The sequence below is a fragment of the Haladaptatus rarus genome (assembly GCF_054177585.1).
This window is the reverse complement of record NZ_JBPEHG010000001.1, coordinates 145,825-166,101: the sequence shown is the minus strand read 5'-3', so window position 1 is coordinate 166,101 and position 20,277 is coordinate 145,825. Positions and strand designations below refer to the sequence as shown.

Here is a 20,277-nt window from a genome sequence, read left to right as displayed (position 1 = left end):
GTCTCGCGGTCTCCGACCGAAAGACGAGCAATGTACGAGAGCGTCCACGCCGTCCCGGACGGGGACAGCACCGTCGCACGCTTCGCGGCCACGGCGAACGACTACGGATTCGATGGAATCGTCGTCCGAAACCACGGCGGTTCGCTGGCCGAGTTCGACGCCGAGCGGGTGCACGAGGCGTACGACGTGGACGTGGTCGATGGGCTCGAAATCCGCGCCGACAACCCATCGCAGGCCAGTGGGCACGTCGGCAACTACCGACCCAAGACGACGATCCTCCTGCTCCACGGTGGGTCGTCGAAACTCAACCGGTTCGCGGTCGAAGAAGAGCGAATCGACGTGCTCGCTCACCCCATGCGCGGGCGCGGCGATTTCAATCACGTACTGGCGAAGGCCGCCGCCGAGAACGGTGTTCGAGTGGAGTTCAACTTCTCCCGCGTCCTCCGCGCCGACGGCGGCCCTCGGGTGCAGGCTCTGCAAGACCTCCGGAAACTGCGCGAGATCGTCACGAAGTACGACGCGCCGTTCGTCGTCAGCGCCGACCCGGACTCGCATCTCCAGCTGCGTGGGCCACGCGAACTGCTGGCCGTGGGCGAACTGGTGGGCTTCTCGCGCGAGCAGATCGAGTCGGGGCTCCGCGAGTGGGGTCGCCTCGCCGAGCGAAACCGGGAGCGTCGCTCCGACGATTTCATTGCGCCCGGCGTGAAACGTGGCAAGTATGAAGAAGACGCTTGAAGAGCACGCCGACCGCTTCTCGGATATCGCAAGCGACTACGACGATTCACAGGACAGCGACGAGTACCGTGCCTGTGCGAGTCTGGTCATCGAGTACGCCGACCCGACCGACGACGACGTGGTACTCGACCTGGGAACCGGCACGGGCGCGATCGCACTCGCGCTCGCGCCACACGCGAAGCGCGTCGTCGGGCGTGACATCAGCGAGGGGATGCTGGACGAAGGTCGCACGAAAGCCGAAATGCAGGGTCTCACCAACGTGGAGTTCGGAGACGGAAGCTTTCGGGAACCGAACGTAGCGGGGCTGGAAGGAAAAATCGACGTCGTGGTGTCCAACTTCGCCATGCACCACCTCTCGGACGAGGAGAAGCGCGAGGCCATCGAGGTCATCGCAGGACTCGGCCCGGAAAAGTTCGTCCTCGGCGACGTGATGTTCTTCGGAACGCCAGACCCCGACGAGCCGTTCTACAGCCCCGAAGTCGACGACCCCTCGACGGTGGGCCATCTCGCCGACGTGCTGACCGACAACGGATTCTCGCTGACGGCTGTCGAGCGCGTTCACGATCAGGTCGGTGTGCTGGTCGCAGAACGAAGCGGCGAGTAAAATCCGCGTGCTGTACTAAAACGTACTATTTTGTACTGGATAGGGACGGATTCCTCGCACACGGGGCGATACACGAGACGGCGTCCGTTCGAGGAGACGTCGTCTCCTCCGAGAATGTACCGTCCACTCCGAGAACGCACGATTCAAACCGCTCCCGCCCGAACCTCCGCACCAGACCTCTCGATGAAACACCTGCCGAAACATCTCAGGCCGCGCTGGCGCTACCTCGCGGTCGCGCTCGAATCGTGGCCCGACGCCGACATCGACCGCCGGTCGTTCCAGCGGAGCATCTGGTTCGCCGGGCAGAATCTGCTGGGCGACGTCAGGAGCGCGGATGCCGACCTCAAGGTGCTCAGCTTCGAGTTCGAAGACGGGGAAGGCGAAGCCATCGTCCGCGCTCGACGCGGGCACACGGACGACGCGCGAGCAGCGTTAGCCTGCATCGAGACGGTGCAAAACGACCCCATCGGCGTCTTCGTGCGCGGTATGAGCGGGACGGTGCGGGGTTGTGAAGAAAAGTATTTAGGTCGCCGCAGGGAAGTTTCGGGCGAGAGAAGCGTCGTGTTCGCGGACGCAGAACGACCTGCCGTCGTACGGGACGACTTATTCGACGTGCGGGCCGATGGCGCGTTCGTTGGCGCGGCGGAACTCGATTTCGAGTGATACTATGCAGGGACAAGCCCAACAGCAAGCGTACGACCGCGGGATTACCATCTTCTCCCCGGACGGACGCCTCTACCAGGTCGAATATGCACGGGAAGCCGTCAAGCGAGGGAGTGCCAGTATCGGCGTGAGGACGCAAGGCGGTGTCGTCCTCGCCGTCGATAAGCGCACCCGGTCGCCGCTGATGGAGCAGACCAGCGTCGAGAAGCTCCACAAGTCGGACGACCACATCGGCATCGCCAGCGCGGGCCACGTCGCCGACGCCCGTCAGCTCATCGACTTCGCGCGACGACAGTCGCAGATCAACCGGCTGCGCTACGACGAGCCGATCGGCGTCGAGACGCTGACGAAGGAAGTCACCGACCACATCCAGCAGTACACGCAGGTCGGTGGCGCGCGCCCGTTCGGTGTCGCGCTCATCATCGGCGGCATCGAGAACGGGGAACCGCGCCTCTACGAGACCGACCCCTCCGGCACGCCGTACGAGTGGAAGGCACTCGCAGTCGGTGCAGACCGCGGCGAGATCCAGGACTACCTCGAAGCGAACTACAGCAAGGAGATGGATCTCGACGGCGGCATCGACCTCGCGCTCAGTGCTCTCGGCACGGTCAACGACGACGAACTCTCGGCAGACGGCGTCGGCATCGCCACCGTGGATGTCGAGAGCGAACGGTTCCGCATGCTGGACGACGACGAAGTCGAGGAGTACCTCGGCGAACTCGACCTGCTCGAAGGCGACGAAAGCGACGAGCCAGAAGAGTAATCGAGACGTTTTCTTCGGGAAACATCTTTTAGGTGGGCGCGTTTACCTCCGGGTATGATATCACTGGAAGAGGCGGTGACGGCGCGTCTCGAATCACACGGCGCACGATTCGAGGTGCTCGTAGACCCGGACGCAGCACTCGCTATCAAACGTGGCGAGTTCGAAGGCGACATCGAGGACGTCATCGCAGCCGAGGACGTGTTCGAGAACGCGAGCCGAGGCGACCGACCTGCCGAGGAGGATCTGGAGAAGGTCTTCGAGACGACAGATCCGCTGGAGATCATCCCCGAGGTCATCGAACGCGGTGAGATACAGATCACGGCAGAACAGCGCCGCGAGATGCAAGAGCAGAAACACAAGCAGCTCGTCGACCGCATCACGCGCAACGCGGTCAACCCGCAGATGGACAACGCGCCCCATCCGCCAGACCGCATCGAGAGCGCGCTGGAAGAAGCGGGATTCTCTGTCGATCCGATGGAACCCACCAGTCAACAGGTGGACGACGCGCTCGAAGCACTTCGTCCGGTCATCCCCATCCGGTTCGACGAGGTGACCATCGCGGTACAGGTGCCGGCAAATTACGCTGGCAGCGCACAGGCGAGGATTCGACAGTTCGGCGATCTCGAGCGCGAAGAGTGGCAGAACGACGGCTCGTGGATCGGCGTCATGACGTTCCCGGCAGGGATGCAAAACGAGTTCTACGACCTCGTCAACGAGATAACGAGCGGCGAGGCCGAGACGCAGATCATCAAAGACGAAGACGACCTGAAGACGCGGTAACTACCGCGACGATTCTTTCGGCGGGACGAACGGACCGACGGACACCGTATTGAAAGCGATAGTCGCGATCCGGAGGATGTAGGCGATGAGCACTGCGAGCGGGCTGACGATGACGCCGAATCCGAGAACGACGACGGGCGTGAGCGTTCCCGGGTCGAGATACGCACCCGAACTCGACTTGTAGAGCAGCGTGATCGAGATAGTAGTCACGAATGCTGTCAGACCGGTGTACGCGATGTACCGCGAGAGTCGAGCGAGGTCTTGCTGGATGGCAAGCGTCTTGAAGAACTGGCGGGCGATGGCGATCGCTTCGAGCAGTTCGAACACGGCTTCTAACTCCGAACGAACCGGCTCCGAGAGTTCGTACTGGAACTCGTTTTGCACGTAGCGCGTGGCTTCCATGAACTCGGCGTACTCCGAACCCATTATCTCCGAGAGGACGCCGACGGTGTCGTCGTGGTCACGAACTGCGTCGGTAAGGAATTCAGAGTAGGTCGCGAGCGCCGACTGGTACTCGCCGACCTCGTCGTCGACCGACGAGAGGTCGAGATCGGAGATTCGGTCGTGAATCGTTTCGGTGATAAGTGCCAGAAACTCTCGGGGGTCTGTTGGACTGGTCGAACGTCCCGCTATCTGCTCGACGTTTCGGCGAAAATCGAGCGTCCCGTTGAGTCGGTTCGAGAGTTCGTTCGGCGACCCGAACACGCGCGAGAGGATGAGCTGGTTGATAGAGAGCGTCACCGTGATGAGCGTCAGCAGGCCGGAGGTGACTCCACTCGCAAGCAAGGTACGGGCAGAACTCGACGGGCCAACCGAGATGACACCGAGCACGACCAGTGTGGCGAGTACCGCGACGAAGCCGACGATGATCCCGGCGGTGATGATGAAACGATTCCCCGAGAGGAGGAACCATTTCGTCACCGACGTATCATCCTCTTCCAACACAGATTCGTCTATCATACTACCACAACTACCGTCTCAAATCGGAAAAACCGGATGGCCGGACGCGAAGAGATTTTTATCACCGGGTCGTCCCTCACACGATGAAACTCCCGGAGGAGAGGTCACAGGTCGGCTGGTGGGTGTTCGCCCTTGCGCTATTGGTGGCCCTGGCCTTCGTCGCGTACTCCTTCGTCGGCACGCTCGTCCTCGGTCTGTTCGTCTACTACGGAACCCGGCCCCTCTTTCGGCGCGTCACGAATCGTGTCGAATCGAGAGGGCTGGCTGCGACGGGAACGCTCTTGCTCGTCGCCCTGCCCGCACTAGTGCTCATCGCATACACCATCGTCGTCGGCGTGCAGGAACTCAGCCAGTTCACCGGGACGGGTGTCGAGACCTACTATGCTAGACTCTTCCCCGGGTCGAGCAGCCTGCCGTCGTTTCTCTCACAGCCCAGACGACTACTCACCGCCGATCTCGCTCGGTTTCAGGACGAACTGACGACCGCCGCGAAGTCGCTCGGTGCGGTCGCAAACGGCATCCTTCATCTCTTTCTGGCCATCACGTTCGCCTTCTTCGCGCTCCGCGATGGTAACCGGCTCAGGGAGTGGTTTCGCGACGAAGTGGGGGACGAAAGCCCCCTCGTGGCGTATCTCTCGGCGGTCGATAGCGACCTCGCCACGGTGTATTTCGGAAACGTCCTCACCGTCCTCCTCGTCGGCGTGGCCGCGACCATCGTGTACAACGCCTTTGCAACGTTTTCACCGTCTGGCGTGTCGTTTCCCATCCCGACCATCCTCGCGCTCGTGACGGGACTGGCGACGTTCGTGCCTATCGTCGTCGGAAAACTGGTCTACGTCCCCATCACGATGTTTCTCGCGTTTCAGGCGTTTCGAACCGCCCCTCGACATCTCTGGTTCCCTGCGGTGTTCTTTTTCGTCTCGCTCGTCTTTCTCGACCTGCTTCCACAGATGGTCGTTCGACCGTACGTCGCAGGTCGAACGACTCACACCGGATTGGTGATGTTCTCCTACGTGCTCGGTGGACTTCTGTTCGGCTGGTACGGCATCTTCCTCGGCCCACTGGTGCTCGTCCTGGTCGTGCAGTTCGCCGGAATGGCGTTCGGCGACCTCCTTCGTGGAGAATCGGTAACGGCATCCTCGTCGCTCTCGCTCGGGTCTGAACCGCCGGACGAACGTTGATACTGGTGGGTCGGTGGAGCGACGGTGTCGAAAAATCAGGCGGAAAATTCAGTACTGGAGGCGAATCTCGTCGTCCGTGACGGAGTCGACCGCTTCTTCCTGCAGTGGGTACGTGTCCTCGTCTCTGTCGCCCCACCCGAGTTTCGATTTCACCTTGTCGGTGAGTCCCGGATCGGGTTCGATGTGGGCCGTACCGTGTTCGACGTCGGCGACGATGCCGACCTGGTCGCCGTTCTGGTCTACGACTTTCTTCCCCTCTTCGTCGTCGGTGATCTCTGATACTGCCATTGCAACTGTTTTTCGATCGCGTTTTGGGTAGGTATCGTGGTTGCCAGTGCAGGTTGCTTATCCGATTCCAGAAGAACTGGTTCACTCGTCTGCGGGATGCGACGAATCTCACTCGTCAGCAGGAAGTAGCGGATGGTCGTCGGGGGCGCGGGCGATTTTCCGCTGCACCGCGTCCCACTCTTCGAAGTAGCCGTAGTCTGTCATCGTGGACATCCCGGCGAGGGCCGCGCGCAAGCTGAGTCCCACGAGTGGCACGTCGGCTACCGTGATGACCACGTCTGCCTGTATCACGGCACCGTCTCGGAGAAGCACGTCGAGCAAGTCTACGACGGCGTGGTCTTCTTTCGTCGGTTTCATGCGTCGAGTTCTGGCGCGAAGGAGTAGGGTGGCCAGGGCCCCGTAAAGCGCACCTCGACGCCCGGTTCGTCTGCGATGTCGTCGAGTGCGCTTCCGATGTCCGTTTCGCGTTCCTCGTGCGCGAGGAACGCGACCTGTACCACGTCTTCCGAGGTGGAGGAGCCGAGGACGTTTCGCTGCGAGTCGACCTCCTCGAACTCCCGAACGAGCGGTTGGAGTTCGTCGTGGAGTCGGTTCGCCAGCGTCTCCTTTCTGGCCTGTCGAAGGTCGCGGAGACGGTTATCGTACTGCTTTTCGAGCATGAAGGCAGTCCCCTCACTCGCTTCGTCGATTCGCTCGCGCAGGTCGGCCAGCTCGTCGTCCTCCGATTCGAGTTCGTCGCGGACGCGCTCTTCGTCCCACGTCACACCGACGCGGTACTCCCAGTGGCCCGCGAATTCGGCGAGATGTGATTCAAGTTCGTCGTGCTGGTCGGCCAACCACGCTCGCACGCGGTCGTCGTCGCCCTTCAGGATGGTGTCGAAACGAAACGGGAGTGGCGTTCCGAAGGTCTCTCCGGCAGCATCGACGATCTCCTGATGCGTGAGGAGCCACTCGCGTACCGTTTCGAGATCGTCAGAGTCGTATGGGGAATCACAGGACTGGACGACCGCACCGACGCCGTCGTCGGTGACGACCGAGATGGGTTCGTCGTCGATACCGGTCGCCGAGAACTCGGCGTCGCCAGTCGAATCGACCACGCAGTAGAGATAGCGTCCGTCTTCGAACTCCGTGTCGGTCTTCGCCTTTGCTTCTTCGCTCGTCGTCTCTCCTGATTCAGCCATCGTTCGCCTCCAGGCCGGGTTCGCGTTCCGAGAGATCGACCAACGCTTCGGTGAGCAAGCTATCGAGGTCGTCACGGAGGTCGTCAACCTCGTGCTCGATCCCTTCGGACTCTTTCAGGCGGTCTATCTCCTCTTCGAGCGCCGCCAACTGAGAGCCGAGTCGTTCGATCTCCTCGGGCGTGAGGTCGTCGTGCTCCATCCGGCGAACCGCCTCGCGCTCCAGGGCGTCGACCAGCAGTTCGACCAGCGTGACGACGAGCGCGACAAGGCCACTCTGGGCGTCTTCGCCGTCGATCTCAATCGTGCTCATTCTCGGACGACACCTCCTGTTTCGCCTGTTCTGCTTCTTTTGCTTCTTCTGTTTCCTCTTCCTGTTCTTCTGCGTCTTCGTCGGTCTTGTCAGTGTCCGCCGGTTCGTCGTCGGTCTCCGTGTTCGATTCTGTCTCTTCCTCGCCGGATGCTTCGACCGTCATCACCGTCTCGGACTCTTCTAAGGGTTCCCTGCCCGACGCCTCCTCGACTCGTTTCATGTCGGTGCCCTCCGGGAATTCGAGTCCGTACTCTGCGGCCGTATCGAACGAGGCGATTGCTGCCCGAAGTTGCACACCGAGGAGTTCCGTCTCGCCGACCGTCACCACGATATCGGCGTTGATGACGACTCCTTTGTCGAGCAGAATCTCGAGCATCTCCGCGAGGTCGGACTGATTGCGCGTCGGCCTTGGTTCAGTCATCGGTCTTCTCCTCGAATCGATCACCGTAGATTCGTTCCATGTTCGGTGCAGACGAGTGTCGCGTCTCCGTCGGAACCGTGGAGAACTTCGTGACCGTCACCGCCTCCCGATCCGAGAGCGAGAGGGTGGAGACGGCGGTCGGATTGCGCGAAGAGGGTTGGCCGGGGCCACCCTTCTTCTCATTTTCTGCTTTCGCTTCGGCCAGTCGATTCCGGGTTTCCAGCAACTTCTCACGGAACGTCTCCGCGCTGTCGTGGAGTTCAGACTGGATCTTCGACTCGTACACCTCCGACTGCACCTCGCTTTCGACTTCGGCATCGTCCATCGCACCGCCACCCATGTCCGGATCCGACAGCATCCCATCGTCTTCGCCGTCGTCCGAATCGTCGTCCAGGTCATCGACTGCGTCTTCGAACTCACGCGCCTCGCGCCAGACCTCGCGCATATCCGCCGAATCCCACAGTTCTTTGAGTTTGAGGGCCTGGTACACTCCCCACATGTCGATGACCTCCTTCGGGTCTCCTTCGGAGATCGCCTCCGGGACGTCCTCCACGTCGATGGCTTCGGAGGCGTCGTCGGCGTCGACGACATCCGGAACGTCGCTGTAATCTATCTCGTCGAGGACGTCCTCGCCCTCGTCCAGCACCGACCAGAGCTTTTCGGCTTCCTGTACGACCTCCTCGAACGTATCGGACGATTCGAATGCCGATTTGAGGCCCTTAACACCTGATTTCACGTCCTCCGCGAACGTCTCCATGCGGTCGTTATCCATCTGGTATCTCCCCAAATCGAAGTTCAAGTACGTGGTTGTTGAATCTCGCCGCCGCCATCTCCGCATCGTCCCAATCGAGATTGAGACGTTTGATGCGACGCTCTTCATCTTTGACTTCGACAATACCGGTCTCGTCGTCGAACTTGACCGACAGGTCGTCTTCCAACACGTCCGGGAGGTCGACAGTGACGACGAGTTCGTCCTCCTCTTTTCGAACGTCCGTCAGATACCGCTGGCGGTGACGGGTTCGACCCTGTCGATTTCGGTTCTCGCCTCGACTCTCGTTCCGATCCTCGCGTCGGCTCCGACTCCACCCGGAGTCGATAGAGTCGAACGAAACCGTGTAGTTGATTCGCCCTCCAGTGCTGCCGAGCCGTCCGGAGCGCGTTCTGGGCGTGTCCTCTTCTGCGAGCGTGTTCGCCAGTCTGACTAGCTGTCCGATCAGTCCCATTATCGTTTCACCTCAACTTTCCCGTTCCGCAATCGCTCGTGGACTTCTTCTGCGACTTCGAGTTGTTCTTCGAGGTCGTCCTTTCGCGTCTCGTACTCCTCTTCCGACAGTTCACCGAGTTCGTACAGCATGTGTGTCTCTTTGAGTTCGTCCTGGATTCCCTCGATGTCGTACATCTCGTCCACTGCCATCGAGTGGAGGATATCGAGGAGCGAGACGAACGGTTTCAGGAGCAGATCGTCCACGAGGATCACGAGGCTCATCTCTGTGCTCCGATCTGGATGTCCACGAAGTTGTACGGTGCCCACGGCCCGGTGTACTGGACGGTGAGGTCGTCGTACTCCTCGCTCACGTCGTCGACGACCTCGTCGAACGCCTCGCGGTCGTCGTCGGCGACGAGATACGACCGATTCAGTACGAGTCGGTCGCTGAACAGGTCGTCGTCAGTCTCGCCCCCCGCGAGTTCCGACAATCGACCGCCCACGTCGTCGCGGATCTCGTCACGTGGCAGGTCGGCATCTTCGTCGGCGACGAGTTTGACGCCGAGTTCCACGTGCCCGTCCACCTCGCGGAGTGATTTTCTGAACGCCCGTTGTGCACCCCGGAGAACGGTTTTCAGGGCGCGGTTGTCCTTGAACGCCATTCCGAACTGCATGGGGACGACGGCGTCTACGTCGTCGCGTTCGAGCACCTGACGAAGGATCTCGTCGTGTGCTTTGCTATCCTCGTCGGTTCGTTCGGGTTCAGTCGTATCGATATCCGAGACGACGGCGGAGAGGGTGCGATAATCGACGGTGTAAACGTGGTCTGCATCACCCACCGCGTCGGCGTCGAACTCGAAATCGTTCTGTTCGACAACCCCGTAGACGTATCGGTTCGAACTCATCGTTATTGGGTACGGCGGCAGTGTCTCCTCAACAACGGAGGGACGGGATGGGCGCTAATAAGTCGTGTGGCGGAAACAGCAAGCATGCGCCTCAAACAGCACAAATCGAGCGAACTGACGACTGCCGACGCCGCCATCACTGTGCAGCTTTTCTCTGTTCGAGTTCCTCCAGCAGGTCGTTCGCCAGCGTCTGGAGGTCGTCGTCGGAGAGGTCGTCGAGGTCGAGGCGTTCCTCGGCTTCTGCATCCGATTCGTCTTCCGCTGCTTCCTCCTCGGCTTCTGCATCCGATTCGTCTTCCGCTGCTTCCTCCTCGTCTTCTGCATCCGATTCGTCTTCCGCTGCTTCCTCCTCGTCTTCTGCATCCGATTCGTCTTCCGCTGCTTCCTCCTCGTCTTCCGACTCCATGCGTTCTTCCTCCTGCTCACCGTCGGAATCGCTTTCAGCTTCTTCACTCGCTTCGTTCTCGTTGCTCCCGACCGCGGGTGCGTTGGCGATGATCTTCTCCGCTTCCTCCTTGCTAACCTCGAACGCGTCTTGGACGCGCTGGCGGACGAGCTGTGAGTGCGAAGAGTCTGACGATCCCTCGCGTCCGCCTTCGCCGAACCGATTTTCGAGCCGCGTACCGAGCGACTTTCCGAGTTTGCGCCCGGCGTACATCCCCAGTCCACAGCCGACCAGTCTGCCGACGTTGCGTCCGATATTTCCCCCGTTCTCTCCCTTCCCGTCGATGATTTCGTTGAACAGCTGTTCGACGTTCTCTTCCTCTTGCAAACTCTCCTCTATCAGTTCCCGCATCGTCTGTGTATCGTTGTCGCTCATGTTGGCCCCCATTCAGTGTTCCTCGTCGAAAATTTCGCGCTGTTCCCTGAGGTTTCCGCGACGATACCGACCGGCGCGACTGTATCCTCGAACGCCACTTGTCGGGCCGAGGCTGATGACGTACCGGTCGAGGATGTCCTGCGTGTCGGGAATCGACTCTCGCTTTACCACCTCGACGACCACTCGCCACCCCTCCTCGTGCCCTTCGACCGCGACGATTCCGTCGAGCGGTTCACCAGTGAGGTCTTCTGCGACCGCTCGCCCCACGTCTCTCGCGTCGACGATGTCTATCTCGTCCTCCGTATCGCGTATCTCACTTGTGTCGTGTTCGGTTGTGTCGTTTTCAGAGTCCTCGACAGCATCGGTGAGTCGGTCGATCACGTCGTCGAACTCACCGATACTGGCATCGTCAGTCTGATCGCTCATCGTTTCCCCCAAGTGCGTGTCGAGACGGACGACAATAACTCGTGTGCCCCTCAGCGAGCCTTCCCGGCGGTTCCGTTTGAAGAGTTAGCAGTGGCACGATGGCTGATTTCGAATTCGATTCGTCCCGCCCCCACGGATGAACTTTCGTTACATACACCGGACACCTTATAAACGGCTTGCAACCACGGCCCGAATCGTCAAATGTCGTCCTATCCGATTAGGGTGTAGAGGGATTGACTCCCGCTGATTACCTATGCCACGAGCAGAACCACACGCGTCGAGTCTCGCGGAAGTGTTGGATCGCATCCTCGACAAAGGCGTCGTTATCGACATCTGGGCCCGTGTCTCAGTCGTCGGTATCGAAGTGTTGACCGTCGAAGCACGCGTCGTCGTCGCATCGGTGGACACGTTCCTCCACTATGCCAAGGAGGTCTCGAGGTTAGAGCAAGCCACAGCAGGTGAAGAAGTTGACTTCGAGGAAGTAGACGTAAAGGCAACGACGTCGTAAGGGTCTACTGAACCATGTCGGAAGCCGACCAGTGTCGAGCTCTCACCGAGTCCGGCAACCGCTGTTCTCGACCGGCCCAAGACGACGGCTTTTGCTACCAGCACGATTCGGACGACGAGACGATAGACGAGACCGGCGAAACGGAGGAAGACGACGTGAGCCAAGAAACTCAAACCGAGAGTGAAGAGACCGAGAGCGAGGAGACTGAAAGCAAAGAGACCGAGAGTGAAACCGAAGCGACAGCGGACGGCTTCGACGTGATGGACGTTCGGGAGACGATAGAAGACGTCGCGTCCGACCTCGTCGGCCATCCACTCGATGGCATCATCGAGATAACCGAAGACGACGACGGCTGGGAGGTCGTCGTCGAGATGGTCGAACGGAGCGCGATTCCCGATACACAGGATATCCTCGGACAGTACGCAGTTGCACTGAATGGGTCGGGAGACGTAACCGGATATCGGCTTCGAGAACGGTATCGGCGGGGTGACGAACAGGAACGATAGGTTATCCCTTTCTGAAGCCGATCATGAAGCCGCCGACGAAGCCAGCACTCACTGAAACCGTCGAGAGAACGGTGGTGACCCACGATGGTGGGGTTCCGCTCTGAACGACTTCACCTGTTTTGAGCATACCCGCTGTGAGCTGATCCCAATCGACAGACAGTATACCACGCGATTCGAGGAATTTGAACAATGCGAGTTCGAGACCGACGATGACAGCGATCAGTTTCGCTACCTTCTTCGCTGCGAAACCGATGATACCGCCGATAACGGCACCGCTCCCGAATTCGAGTCCGAGTTGTTGTGGATCTATACCGAATTGCATCGTCCAATTCAGCACATCGACAGGTTAAGAATTTTGTGGTGTTTCTGAGATGATAGTGTGCTATTCGATGACAGTGGTGCAGAAGTTGGCATCGTCGGTCAGCGACAGGTGCGTTCGGCGACCATTTCGACCGGACAGCCACGCTCGGCGGGGGATTGAAGAACCTCGGTAGCTTACTGAAGATTGTGCACGGAAACGCGGCGCAAACCGGAGTGAAGGGCCGGCACGGCTGACGTGGTCGGCATCGATATCAGTGGCCGCCACGAAGAGGCGGGCGAATACCTGATGGTAGCTGCCGCCGTCCACGCGACGGTCGGAACGACACGGATCCAGTGCATCGAGGGGTTGGGGTTCGCCATCAACCGCAACGAACCGACACTGTCTGCGATCACGAGCATCGTCGGAGACGCACTCGACGAACTTCCACAACCGCAGATGGGGCCGGTCGTCGCCGAACGCGGTGAATTCTACGAAGAACCCGAGTGGATGGTCGAACAGTATCTCGAACCTGAATTTAAGTACGTAGAAACCATAGCTGAACGTGAAACCGTGCAGACTGCACACCACGCCGCGTACGCCGCCCGCAAACTACTCCTATGAAAGCGATAGTAGCAAAACGAGTAGACTCAGGAACCGCCGACACCACGGAACTGCGAGAGCTGACGCGCGCTGCAGGCTACGAGATCGTCGCCGAGTTCATCCAGTCACGCGAGGAAGACGCAGCGTTCCAGTTCGGCGAGGGTAAAGTTACAGAACTCAGCGAAGCCGTCGCCGAGACAGGTGCCGAGTTGGTCGTCTTCGACAACCAGCTCGGACCGTACCAGACGTACAACCTGGGACAACGTCTTCCCGACGGAACGCGCGTCATCGACCGATTCAGACTCATCCTCGAGATCTTCGGCCAGCGCGCGCAGGCGCGCAAGGCACAGTTGCAGGTCGAGTTGGCTGAGCTCCGATACGAACTTCCGCGCGTCGAGGCGAAGACGAGTCTCGCGAAACGCGACGAGCGTCCCGGCTTCATGGGTCTCGGTGAGTACGACGAGAGCCACGAACAGGACATCAAAGACCAGATCAGCCGCATCAAGAACGAACTCGACGCCATCGCCGACAAGGAAGCAGACCGCAGACAGAAGCGTCGAGAGTCGGGATTCGATCTCGTCGCGCTCGCGGGGTACACCAACGCCGGGAAATCCACCCTGCTCCAGCAACTCGCCGAAGACCTGGAGATCGGCGAGAACGACGACTTGCATCCCGACCTCGACACGACTGCGGAGGCCGAAGACCGGCTGTTCACGACGCTCGGAACCACGACTCGAAAGGCGGCCATCGACCGACGAGACGTGCTCGTCACGGACACGGTCGGGTTCATCAGCGACCTCCCGCACTGGCTCGTCGAATCGTTCAAATCCACGCTCGACGCGGTGTACTACGCCGACCTCGTCCTGTTGGTCGTGGACGTGAGCGAGCCCATCGAGGACATCCACGAAAAGCTCGTCACCTGTCACGACACGCTGTACGAGCGTAATCAGGCACCCATCGTCACGGTGCTCAACAAGATCGACGCCGTGAGCGACGAAGAACTGGCAGAGAAACGAAACGCGCTGTCCGCACTCGCGCCGAATCCCGTCGCCATCAGTGGGCAGGAGGGCCTGAACGTCGAAGCGTTGAAACACCGGATCGATCTCGAACTCCCCGACTGGGAGTTCGAACGGCTCGTCATGCCGATGACGGAAGATACGATGAGTGTCGTCTCGTGGGTTCACGACCACGCGCACGTGGAGGACGTAACGTACGTCGACGACAAAGTGGTCGTCGAGTTCGAGGCTCGACCGTCTATCGTTCAACAGTCACGATCGAAAGCGAGCGACCTGACGGCCGCGCCGTCGGTCTAAAGCATCGAAGATAACGATACCTGTCCGTTCGAGCGAATCCACGCGCGGTGGTTCTTCTGGTCGTAGATGAGGACGGCATCGTCCTGCACAGCCAGTTCGGCGTATCGGTCGTCGTCCCGGTTCCGTCGGGAGTCGTCTGCTTCGTGCGTACTCGTGGTCATGCCAGCTTGGTAGTGTGTCGTAATCGACTTACTCTACAGTAGTAGGTAGCAACTCAATACTGATAAATGTTACCTATTATCAAGGTCCTGTAGTTACCTCTGGGTGAGCAGGGGTTGAAAACGTTTCGGTGATATCTCACACCGAGAGTCAGATTTCAACCAATATCCGGGGATGGGGCGAAGATAAGTCGAATCGCTCGAACGTCGTTTCTCTCCATCGGTCTGGACTTTGAGATGTAGTCGGTCACAGTCCACGAGAGATAAGTTACGAAAGGTAATTCGATAGTCACAGGTGACTTTTTTGTACAGGCGGCGAATAGCCTCTACCATGAGTGAACCGGTACGACCCCTCGAACTGTGGTGTGCGGGCGAAGACTGGTGTCCCATCACCGCGACTGCGAGATTGGTCGGGAAGAAGTGGCATCCAGTGATCATCCATCGGCTTCTCGAAAACGGACCACTCGGGTTCAACGCACTGAAAGAGGAGGTCGACGGTATCTCCAGCAAGGTGCTCTCGGACAGTCTGGAAGACCTGGAGGAAAAACAGCTCGTGAATCGTGAGATCGTGAACGAGAAACCCGTACGCGTCGAATACTCACTGACGCCCAACGGTCGCTCGCTCGAACCGGTCATCTACGCGATGCGCGACTGGGGGATGGAGTACCTCGTTCCAGCGAAGGACGAAGATTCGGCTATCGCGTGAACCGAATCAACTGAGATCGACCCGTTCGAATCGCAGATAGCCGAGCATCACGGGGACGGCGAACCACGCGAGCAGGACGACCAGCCCGAACCAGTCTTCGAGATAGAACGGAATCTCGCCGACGATCCTGCCTGCAAAGGAGCCAGCAGGGGTTTCAGGAAGAAAGAGCCCTGACGCCATCGTGTACGCATTCTTCGGATTCAGGGTCAAGACGAGATAGTACCACGCTGGAAGCGGGCCGCCACTCGGAATCGCACCTTCGGCGAGATAGTAGACACCCATCGGAACGTAATCCCAGAGGATCTGGAACGCGACGAATACGGCCACAGCAGCAGCCATCGCCCTTCCTCGTGTCGCGGTCGCCGCAGAGATTCCGACCGCGATTGCGACGAACGTCGCGCCGAACAACGCGGTCAGGAGAAGCAAGAGCAGATAGTCGCCCAGCGAGACGAACCCGTACAGGAGCGCGAGCACACCAGCGGTGACGACGAACGCGGCACCGATCGCGACGGTGACGACGGCAGTTCGCCCGAGGAGTTTGCCGAGCACCACGTCCAATCGGGTGTGTGGCAATCCGAGCAGCAGTTTGATGCTTCCCGACTCGCGCTCGCCAGCGATGGCGAGATAGGCGGCCACGAGCGCCGTGATGGGAATTATCAATCCCGCCGGGAGGGTGAGCATCTGGAGTGCCGACGTCTTGTTCAATTCCATGATGCCATCGAGCGCGAACACCGTCCCCCCGGTAAAGAGGACGAACAGGGCGGTGATGGCCCAGAGCATCTTCGAGCGGACAGCATCCTCGAAGTCCTTGCGGGCGACGACCGCCCAGCTCATGCTTGCACCTCCTGTTCCGACTCGGTATCGTCCGTCGTCTCGTCGAGCCGCTGGTCGCCAGCGTCGGTCGTGTAGGCGGTGAAGAGGTCTTCGAGCGAGGACTCTCTGGTCGTGATGTCGGTGACGGTCACACCGGCCTCCTCGACGTGATTGATGATTTTGGCCTTGGCTCTCGAATCGGTGTACGCCACCGTGATCCGATGCCCATCGACCGTCGCACCCGTCACGTTATCGATATCGTCGAACGAGAGATCTGGCACCGCATCCACGGTCAGTTCCATCGTTGCACCAGACCCGGTGGCCTCGCGGAGGCCGTCGATGGTGTCGACGGTGACGAGTTCGCCCCGGTTCATGATGGCGACGCGGTCACACACGGCTTCGACCTGACTGAGGATGTGACTGGAGAAGAAGACGGCCGTCCCACGCTCGGCCTCGGCGCGGATGATCTCGCGCATCTCGCGCACGCCGTTCGGGTCGAGACCCGAGGAGGGCTCGTCTAAGATGAGCAGGTCGGGGTCACCGACCAGTGCCATCCCGAGCGCGAGGCGCTGGCGCATCCCCTTCGAGTAATCGCCCGCCGGGCGGGCGGCATCCTCTGGGGAGAGGCCGACGCGCTCCAAGATGTCACTGACGTCGTCGGCGGTCTGTTTGGAGTCGATGGCGAACTGGATGTGTTTCTGGCCGGAGAGCCGACCGTAGAGGTCGAACGCGTCGGGAAGGATGCCGATGCGCTGGTGGATCGCCTGTGTCTCCGCCTGGGCGTCGTAGCCGAGCACCGTCGCGGTGCCGGTGGTCGGGCGGACGTAATCGAGGAGCATGTTGATGGTCGTCGATTTGCCCGAGCCGTTCGGCCCGAGAAAGCCGAAGATCTCGCCCGCTTCGACCGTCAGGTCGAGATCCGAGACGGCGACCACGTCGCCGAATCGCTTCGTTAGAGAATTTACTTGAATAGCAGTCATCGAATCACCGTCGAAACGGTGTCCAGTCGCGGGGATACCTGTTTCGATTTGTCGACTGACTAACAATATTCCAACTAAAAATTCCTTGTGCTGATTTTATCCGTAGTACGGTATTCACTTGCTCGTCAGTGAAAGTTAGACGACGCGCTCAACGATATTTTTGTAGGTCATCTGTCACGGCCGTTCGCCATCCGAAACGTGCGTCTCGGTAGCACGCACCGACGTGACCGACAGTGTCTCGTCCAGTTCGACCGCCAATTCGTCGTCATCGATGGTCATCGTGACCCGGAACTCGTAGGGGTCGGTGGAGAGACACTCGGTCTGCCACCGATCCGAGTGGATGTACTCCAACAGTTTCCAGAACGATTCGTTTCTGATGTCGATCCCGTGATTCCAGTAGAACGTGACGACAGCCGGGTGATAAACGAGGCTCAGTTCGATCGGCGACGTGAGACGATAGCCACACTGCTCGCACGAGTGCACGCTGAGAAACGTTTCGCTAACCGGTTCCCGTCCCGGTTGGATTTCGTGTGTCATCAGACCGAGACATTCTGAACAAACGCCATCGAGGGCCATCGAATACTCGTCGCGCACGTACCGGTCTGCGCTCCGCATTATCTCTCTCGGCGTTCGATCTTTGACCTGCGACGGGGACAGGAGAAACGACAATAACCGAACGTCACACTCAGTACACCGTACCACGAGCATCTCTTCTTCGTACGTCGCCCGCAACGTCGTCGCCTGACAGCCGGGACACAACCCATCGAGTTCGACCGGTTCGAACTCGGGTCGTTCGTGGTAGGTGCCTGCACGGATCGTCCGTGCGATCTTATCACCGGCGTAGGTGAGTTTGTATCCAGTTTCCGTCTCCCGGATGAACGTCCCGGAGAGTTTCTGGAGATGATAGGAAAACTGTGAGGAGTTCGTCGCGTCGACGCGGTCGTAGAGCGCTGAAAAGGACAGGCCCTCTGCGGGCTCGTTACCGGAATTGGACTGAACGTGATCGACGAGCACTCGGAGGATTTCGACCCGTAGCTCGTTTCCGAGTATCGAAAACGCTTCCTCAGGAGACGACCGTTCCCGGTTCTGCGAAGCGTCAGGGCGGTGGGTCATCGGTTCGCAGGTAGTAGACGAACCACCAAGACCTTTGCCGATTCACACCGACCGCTTTCGTTTTTCGACCACTCTGACGTTTCGAATCGCGGTGTCGGGATACTGGCCGTCGTCGTCCTTCTCGGCGGCTTTCACCATATCCCAGATGACGTTCAATCCCGTCGTCACACCTTCCAGTGCTTCCATCTCGCATCCCGTCTTCCCGGTCGTCTCCACCGCCACCGAGAGGACGACGTGGTCGTCACGAACGTCGAAGTCCGTCTCGACGTTCGTGATGGGTATCTGATGACACATCGGGATGGTCTCCCAGGTGTGTTTGACGGCCTGTACCGCACCGATCCGCGCCGTCGCCAGCACGTCGCCTTTCTGCAGGTCGTTCGCGCGGATCGCCTCGATGGTCGAGGGTTGGATGTGGATCTCGCCCTCGGCGACTGCTCGGCGGGCCGTATCGGGCTTGTCGCCGACGTTCACCATCTGCACCTCTCCTTCCTCGTCGGTGTGCGTCAGTTCGTCGGAATCAGACATCGGTATCACCCCAGATGGCCGCCGGAACGGTATCCAGCAGGTCGGACGCGAGGAGACCCTCCCCGTGCTCGTCGTACAGCAGGTCGCCTGCCCGTCCGTTGGCGTACGACCCGACACAGGCAGCGTCGAAGCCATCCGCGGTACCGAACAACCCTGCGACGATTCCGGCGAGTACGTCGCCCGTGCCGCCGACTTTCATCCCGGTGTTGCCCGTTCGAACCAGTCGCGTGCGCTCACCGTCAGAGATCACATCGGTCGCGCCTTTCGCCAGCACGACGTGACCGAGGTCGGCGGCGAGGGTTTCGATACCGTCGGTCACCTCGCGCAGGTCGTCAGCCTCCGGGCCACCCATCTTGGCGAGTTCTTTGCGGTTCGGCGTACAGACCAGTTCCGCATCGGTGTCGAGGTCCGGAATCACGGGCAGGGCGTCGGCATCCACTACGGCCCGCCCCGTGAACGATTCGAGGAATTGCGTGGCCGCTTCGAGGGTCTCGTCTGCGTTGCCCAGTCCCGGCCCGAGGACGACCGTATCGTCGTAGCCCTCCGCTGTCTCGACGAGGCTATCGACCTGTTCGGGCGTGAGTCGGTCGCCCTCGTAGGGCTGGACGATGAGGTCTTCCGCGTAGCCCTGGATCTCGCCAGCGACGGTGTCCGGTGCAGCGACGAACGAGAGGTCTGCCCCCGCGCGCAGGGCCGACTGCGCCGCGAGCGCGGGTGCGCCCGTGAACGGCCCCCCGCCGATGACGAACACGCGACCGCCAACGTCGCCGCGAACGCCCCGGAGGTCGCCCGGCCCGACGAATCGCTCTGCGGCGGCGGGGATACCGATGTCAGCGATCGTTACCCCGTCGAGGTCGGCGAGTCCGGGTTTCGTATCGTGGAAGGTGACGATGCGATCTGCGTCGACAGCGGTGCCGTCTACGTCTCCCGTGTCCGCATTCACGCCCGAAGGAACGTCCACTGCGAGGATCGTCGCGTCTGTCTCGTTGATCTTCCGGGCGGCGGTCGCCTCGGGTTCGCGGAGTGCGCCAGTCACGCCGGTTCCGAGCATGGCGTCCACGACGAGATCGCAGTCGGGCAGGTCGAGGGTGCGAGAGTCGGTCACTTCCGTCGTGTCGTACTCGGCCTGCTGGAGTGCATCCCAGTTCTCGCGGGCGATGTCGGTGCCGATGGATTCGGCTCGGCCGAGCAGGAATACGGACACGTCGTAGTCGTCCAGAAACCGGGCGGCGACGAAGGCATCGCCGCCGTTGTTCCCCCGACCAGCGACGACGACAACTCGCGCACCTGGCGCGACGAGGTCGCGTACCTCGCGGGCGATGGCGTTGCCACTCGACTCCATCAACTGCTTGCGCGGCACGCCGAGTGCCTCGGCGTTCACGTCTACCGCCGCCATCCGGTCTGCGGTTATCATACCCGGTGGTTCGGGTGCATTCGGGGTTAACGTTGTGGAAGAAGAGATGGGGTGACGGGGACGGAAGAGTGGTGTAGGGAACGACGAAGGCAGCGCGGG

30 protein-coding genes are annotated in these 20,277 nt (G+C 60.3%); 11 read left to right on the top strand and 19 right to left on the bottom strand.

All coding sequences use genetic code 11. The features are described 5' to 3' along the window. Nucleotides 1-30: 30 nt before the first annotated feature. From ACR3FE_RS00875 to ACR3FE_RS00855, 5 genes are all read left to right on the top strand, one after another. The gene (locus ACR3FE_RS00875; protein ID WP_458204674.1) at nt 31-735 is read left to right on the top strand and encodes an RNase P subunit p30 family protein; all 705 of its coding nucleotides are present in this window, start codon (nt 31-33) and stop codon (nt 733-735) included. Then, nucleotides 719-1,339 (top strand): class I SAM-dependent methyltransferase, encoded by a 621-nt coding sequence (locus tag ACR3FE_RS00870; protein ID WP_458204673.1) that lies wholly within the window; start codon nt 719-721, stop codon nt 1,337-1,339. Before ACR3FE_RS00875 ends, ACR3FE_RS00870 begins: the two co-directional genes overlap by 17 nt. A 183-nt stretch (nt 1,340-1,522) precedes the next feature. Next, nucleotides 1,523-2,002, top strand: a complete 480-nt coding sequence (locus tag ACR3FE_RS00865) for an Rpp14/Pop5 family protein (protein ID WP_458205990.1) — start codon at nt 1,523-1,525, stop codon at nt 2,000-2,002. Nucleotides 2,003-2,006: 4 nt separating this feature from the next. After that, a complete protein-coding gene (gene psmA, locus ACR3FE_RS00860) occupies nt 2,007-2,765 on the top strand; it encodes an archaeal proteasome endopeptidase complex subunit alpha (RefSeq protein WP_458204671.1) in 759 nt (252 codons plus the stop codon). A 54-nt stretch (nt 2,766-2,819) separates the two neighbouring features. After that, nucleotides 2,820-3,545, top strand: coding sequence for a ribosome assembly factor SBDS (locus ACR3FE_RS00855; RefSeq protein ID WP_458204670.1), 726 nt, complete (start codon nt 2,820-2,822; stop codon nt 3,543-3,545). On the opposite strand, the gene ACR3FE_RS00850 is transcribed toward ACR3FE_RS00855, so the two are convergent. Continuing rightward, on the bottom strand, nt 3,546-4,505 hold the full coding sequence (locus tag ACR3FE_RS00850) for a DUF7972 family membrane protein (protein ID WP_458204668.1): 960 nt from the start codon (nt 4,503-4,505) through the stop codon (nt 3,546-3,548). 83 nt (nt 4,506-4,588) lie between these two features. Between ACR3FE_RS00850 and ACR3FE_RS00845 the strand changes: the two genes are divergently transcribed. Continuing rightward, the gene (locus ACR3FE_RS00845) at nt 4,589-5,686 is read left to right on the top strand and encodes an AI-2E family transporter (RefSeq protein WP_458204666.1); all 1,098 of its coding nucleotides are present in this window, start codon (nt 4,589-4,591) and stop codon (nt 5,684-5,686) included. 48 nt (nt 5,687-5,734) lie between these two features. Here ACR3FE_RS00845 and ACR3FE_RS00840 read toward each other — a convergent pair whose 3' ends face one another. From ACR3FE_RS00840 to gvpO (ACR3FE_RS00790), 11 genes are all read right to left on the bottom strand, one after another. Continuing rightward, nucleotides 5,735-5,974: a PRC-barrel domain containing protein gene (locus ACR3FE_RS00840; protein ID WP_458204665.1), complete on the bottom strand. Its 240-nt coding sequence runs from the start codon at nt 5,972-5,974 to the stop codon at nt 5,735-5,737. 108 nt (nt 5,975-6,082) lie between these two features. Continuing rightward, nucleotides 6,083-6,331 carry a gas vesicle protein GvpM gene (gvpM, locus tag ACR3FE_RS00835; RefSeq protein WP_458204663.1) on the bottom strand — a complete coding sequence of 83 codons (249 nt, stop codon included), beginning with the start codon at nt 6,329-6,331 and terminating at the stop codon, nt 6,083-6,085. Continuing rightward, nucleotides 6,328-7,155 (bottom strand): gas vesicle protein GvpL, encoded by an 828-nt coding sequence (gvpL, locus tag ACR3FE_RS00830; protein WP_458204661.1) that lies wholly within the window; start codon nt 7,153-7,155, stop codon nt 6,328-6,330. The genes gvpM and gvpL overlap by 4 nt, the downstream gene beginning before the upstream one ends. Next, nucleotides 7,148-7,465, bottom strand: a complete 318-nt coding sequence (gene gvpK, locus ACR3FE_RS00825; RefSeq protein ID WP_458204660.1) for a gas vesicle protein GvpK — start codon at nt 7,463-7,465, stop codon at nt 7,148-7,150. The genes gvpL and gvpK overlap by 8 nt, the downstream gene beginning before the upstream one ends. Continuing rightward, nucleotides 7,452-7,886 carry a gas vesicle protein GvpJ gene (gene gvpJ, locus ACR3FE_RS00820; protein ID WP_458204659.1) on the bottom strand — a complete coding sequence of 145 codons (435 nt, stop codon included), beginning with the start codon at nt 7,884-7,886 and terminating at the stop codon, nt 7,452-7,454. Before gvpJ ends, gvpK begins: the two co-directional genes overlap by 14 nt. Then, on the bottom strand, nt 7,879-8,658 hold the full coding sequence (locus tag ACR3FE_RS00815) for a hypothetical protein (RefSeq protein WP_458204657.1): 780 nt from the start codon (nt 8,656-8,658) through the stop codon (nt 7,879-7,881). The genes gvpJ and ACR3FE_RS00815 overlap by 8 nt, the downstream gene beginning before the upstream one ends. Next, on the bottom strand, nt 8,651-9,109 hold the full coding sequence (gene gvpH / locus ACR3FE_RS00810; RefSeq protein WP_458204655.1) for a gas vesicle protein GvpH: 459 nt from the start codon (nt 9,107-9,109) through the stop codon (nt 8,651-8,653). The genes ACR3FE_RS00815 and gvpH overlap by 8 nt, the downstream gene beginning before the upstream one ends. Continuing rightward, the gene (gvpG, locus tag ACR3FE_RS00805; protein ID WP_458205989.1) at nt 9,109-9,363 is read right to left on the bottom strand and encodes a gas vesicle protein GvpG; all 255 of its coding nucleotides are present in this window, start codon (nt 9,361-9,363) and stop codon (nt 9,109-9,111) included. Before gvpG ends, gvpH begins: the two co-directional genes overlap by 1 nt. Before the next feature lie 5 nt (nt 9,364-9,368). Beyond that, nucleotides 9,369-9,995, bottom strand: coding sequence for a GvpL/GvpF family gas vesicle protein (locus tag ACR3FE_RS00800; RefSeq protein ID WP_458204654.1), 627 nt, complete (start codon nt 9,993-9,995; stop codon nt 9,369-9,371). Nucleotides 9,996-10,131: 136 nt separating this feature from the next. Further along, entirely contained in the window at nt 10,132-10,815 is a 684-nt protein-coding gene (locus ACR3FE_RS00795) for a hypothetical protein (RefSeq protein ID WP_458204652.1), read from the bottom strand. A 12-nt stretch (nt 10,816-10,827) separates the two neighbouring features. Then, nucleotides 10,828-11,241: a gas vesicle protein GvpO gene (gene gvpO, locus ACR3FE_RS00790; RefSeq protein WP_458204651.1), complete on the bottom strand. Its 414-nt coding sequence runs from the start codon at nt 11,239-11,241 to the stop codon at nt 10,828-10,830. Between the two features lie 253 nt (nt 11,242-11,494). On the opposite strand from gvpO (ACR3FE_RS00790), the gene gvpA reads away from it, so the two are divergent. Together gvpA and gvpO (ACR3FE_RS00780) are read left to right on the top strand one after the other, a co-directional pair. Next, nucleotides 11,495-11,749 carry a gas vesicle protein GvpA gene (gene gvpA / locus ACR3FE_RS00785; RefSeq protein WP_458204650.1) on the top strand — a complete coding sequence of 85 codons (255 nt, stop codon included), beginning with the start codon at nt 11,495-11,497 and terminating at the stop codon, nt 11,747-11,749. A gap of 14 nt (nt 11,750-11,763) precedes the next feature. Then, nucleotides 11,764-12,255, top strand: coding sequence for a gas vesicle protein GvpO, halophile-type (gene gvpO, locus ACR3FE_RS00780; RefSeq protein ID WP_458204648.1), 492 nt, complete (start codon nt 11,764-11,766; stop codon nt 12,253-12,255). Between the two features lies 1 nt (nt 12,256). On the opposite strand, the gene ACR3FE_RS00775 is transcribed toward gvpO (ACR3FE_RS00780), so the two are convergent. After that, complete coding sequence (locus ACR3FE_RS00775; RefSeq protein ID WP_458204647.1) at nt 12,257-12,577, bottom strand: FUN14 domain-containing protein; 321 nt, start codon at nt 12,575-12,577, stop codon at nt 12,257-12,259. 243 nt (nt 12,578-12,820) lie between these two features. Between ACR3FE_RS00775 and ACR3FE_RS00770 the strand changes: the two genes are divergently transcribed. Both ACR3FE_RS00770 and hflX read left to right on the top strand, forming a co-directional pair. Continuing rightward, nucleotides 12,821-13,177: a DUF2209 family protein gene (locus tag ACR3FE_RS00770; protein WP_458205988.1), complete on the top strand. Its 357-nt coding sequence runs from the start codon at nt 12,821-12,823 to the stop codon at nt 13,175-13,177. After that, nucleotides 13,174-14,469: a GTPase HflX gene (gene hflX, locus ACR3FE_RS00765; protein ID WP_458204646.1), complete on the top strand. Its 1,296-nt coding sequence runs from the start codon at nt 13,174-13,176 to the stop codon at nt 14,467-14,469. Before ACR3FE_RS00770 ends, hflX begins: the two co-directional genes overlap by 4 nt. Here the strand turns inward: hflX and ACR3FE_RS00760 are convergent. Then, complete coding sequence (locus tag ACR3FE_RS00760; RefSeq protein ID WP_458204644.1) at nt 14,466-14,630, bottom strand: DUF7331 family protein; 165 nt, start codon at nt 14,628-14,630, stop codon at nt 14,466-14,468. The genes hflX and ACR3FE_RS00760 overlap by 4 nt on opposite strands. Nucleotides 14,631-14,958: 328 nt before the next feature. On the opposite strand from ACR3FE_RS00760, the gene ACR3FE_RS00755 reads away from it, so the two are divergent. Next, nucleotides 14,959-15,333, top strand: coding sequence for a winged helix-turn-helix transcriptional regulator (locus ACR3FE_RS00755; RefSeq protein WP_458204642.1), 375 nt, complete (start codon nt 14,959-14,961; stop codon nt 15,331-15,333). A gap of 6 nt (nt 15,334-15,339) precedes the next feature. On the opposite strand, the gene ACR3FE_RS00750 is transcribed toward ACR3FE_RS00755, so the two are convergent. From ACR3FE_RS00750 to ACR3FE_RS00730, 5 genes are all read right to left on the bottom strand, one after another. Beyond that, the gene (locus ACR3FE_RS00750) at nt 15,340-16,167 is read right to left on the bottom strand and encodes an ABC transporter permease (RefSeq protein ID WP_458204640.1); all 828 of its coding nucleotides are present in this window, start codon (nt 16,165-16,167) and stop codon (nt 15,340-15,342) included. Next, nucleotides 16,164-17,126 (bottom strand): ABC transporter ATP-binding protein, encoded by a 963-nt coding sequence (locus ACR3FE_RS00745; RefSeq protein ID WP_458204639.1) that lies wholly within the window; start codon nt 17,124-17,126, stop codon nt 16,164-16,166. Before ACR3FE_RS00745 ends, ACR3FE_RS00750 begins: the two co-directional genes overlap by 4 nt. A 174-nt stretch (nt 17,127-17,300) precedes the next feature. Continuing rightward, on the bottom strand, nt 17,301-18,239 hold the full coding sequence (locus ACR3FE_RS00740; protein ID WP_458204637.1) for a DUF7351 domain-containing protein: 939 nt from the start codon (nt 18,237-18,239) through the stop codon (nt 17,301-17,303). A 42-nt stretch (nt 18,240-18,281) separates the two neighbouring features. Further along, nucleotides 18,282-18,764: a cyclic pyranopterin monophosphate synthase MoaC gene (gene moaC, locus ACR3FE_RS00735; protein ID WP_458204636.1), complete on the bottom strand. Its 483-nt coding sequence runs from the start codon at nt 18,762-18,764 to the stop codon at nt 18,282-18,284. Next, complete coding sequence (locus ACR3FE_RS00730) at nt 18,757-20,178, bottom strand: NAD(P)H-hydrate dehydratase (RefSeq protein ID WP_458204634.1); 1,422 nt, start codon at nt 20,176-20,178, stop codon at nt 18,757-18,759. The genes moaC and ACR3FE_RS00730 overlap by 8 nt, the downstream gene beginning before the upstream one ends. Between the last annotated feature and the right edge of the window lie 99 nt (nt 20,179-20,277).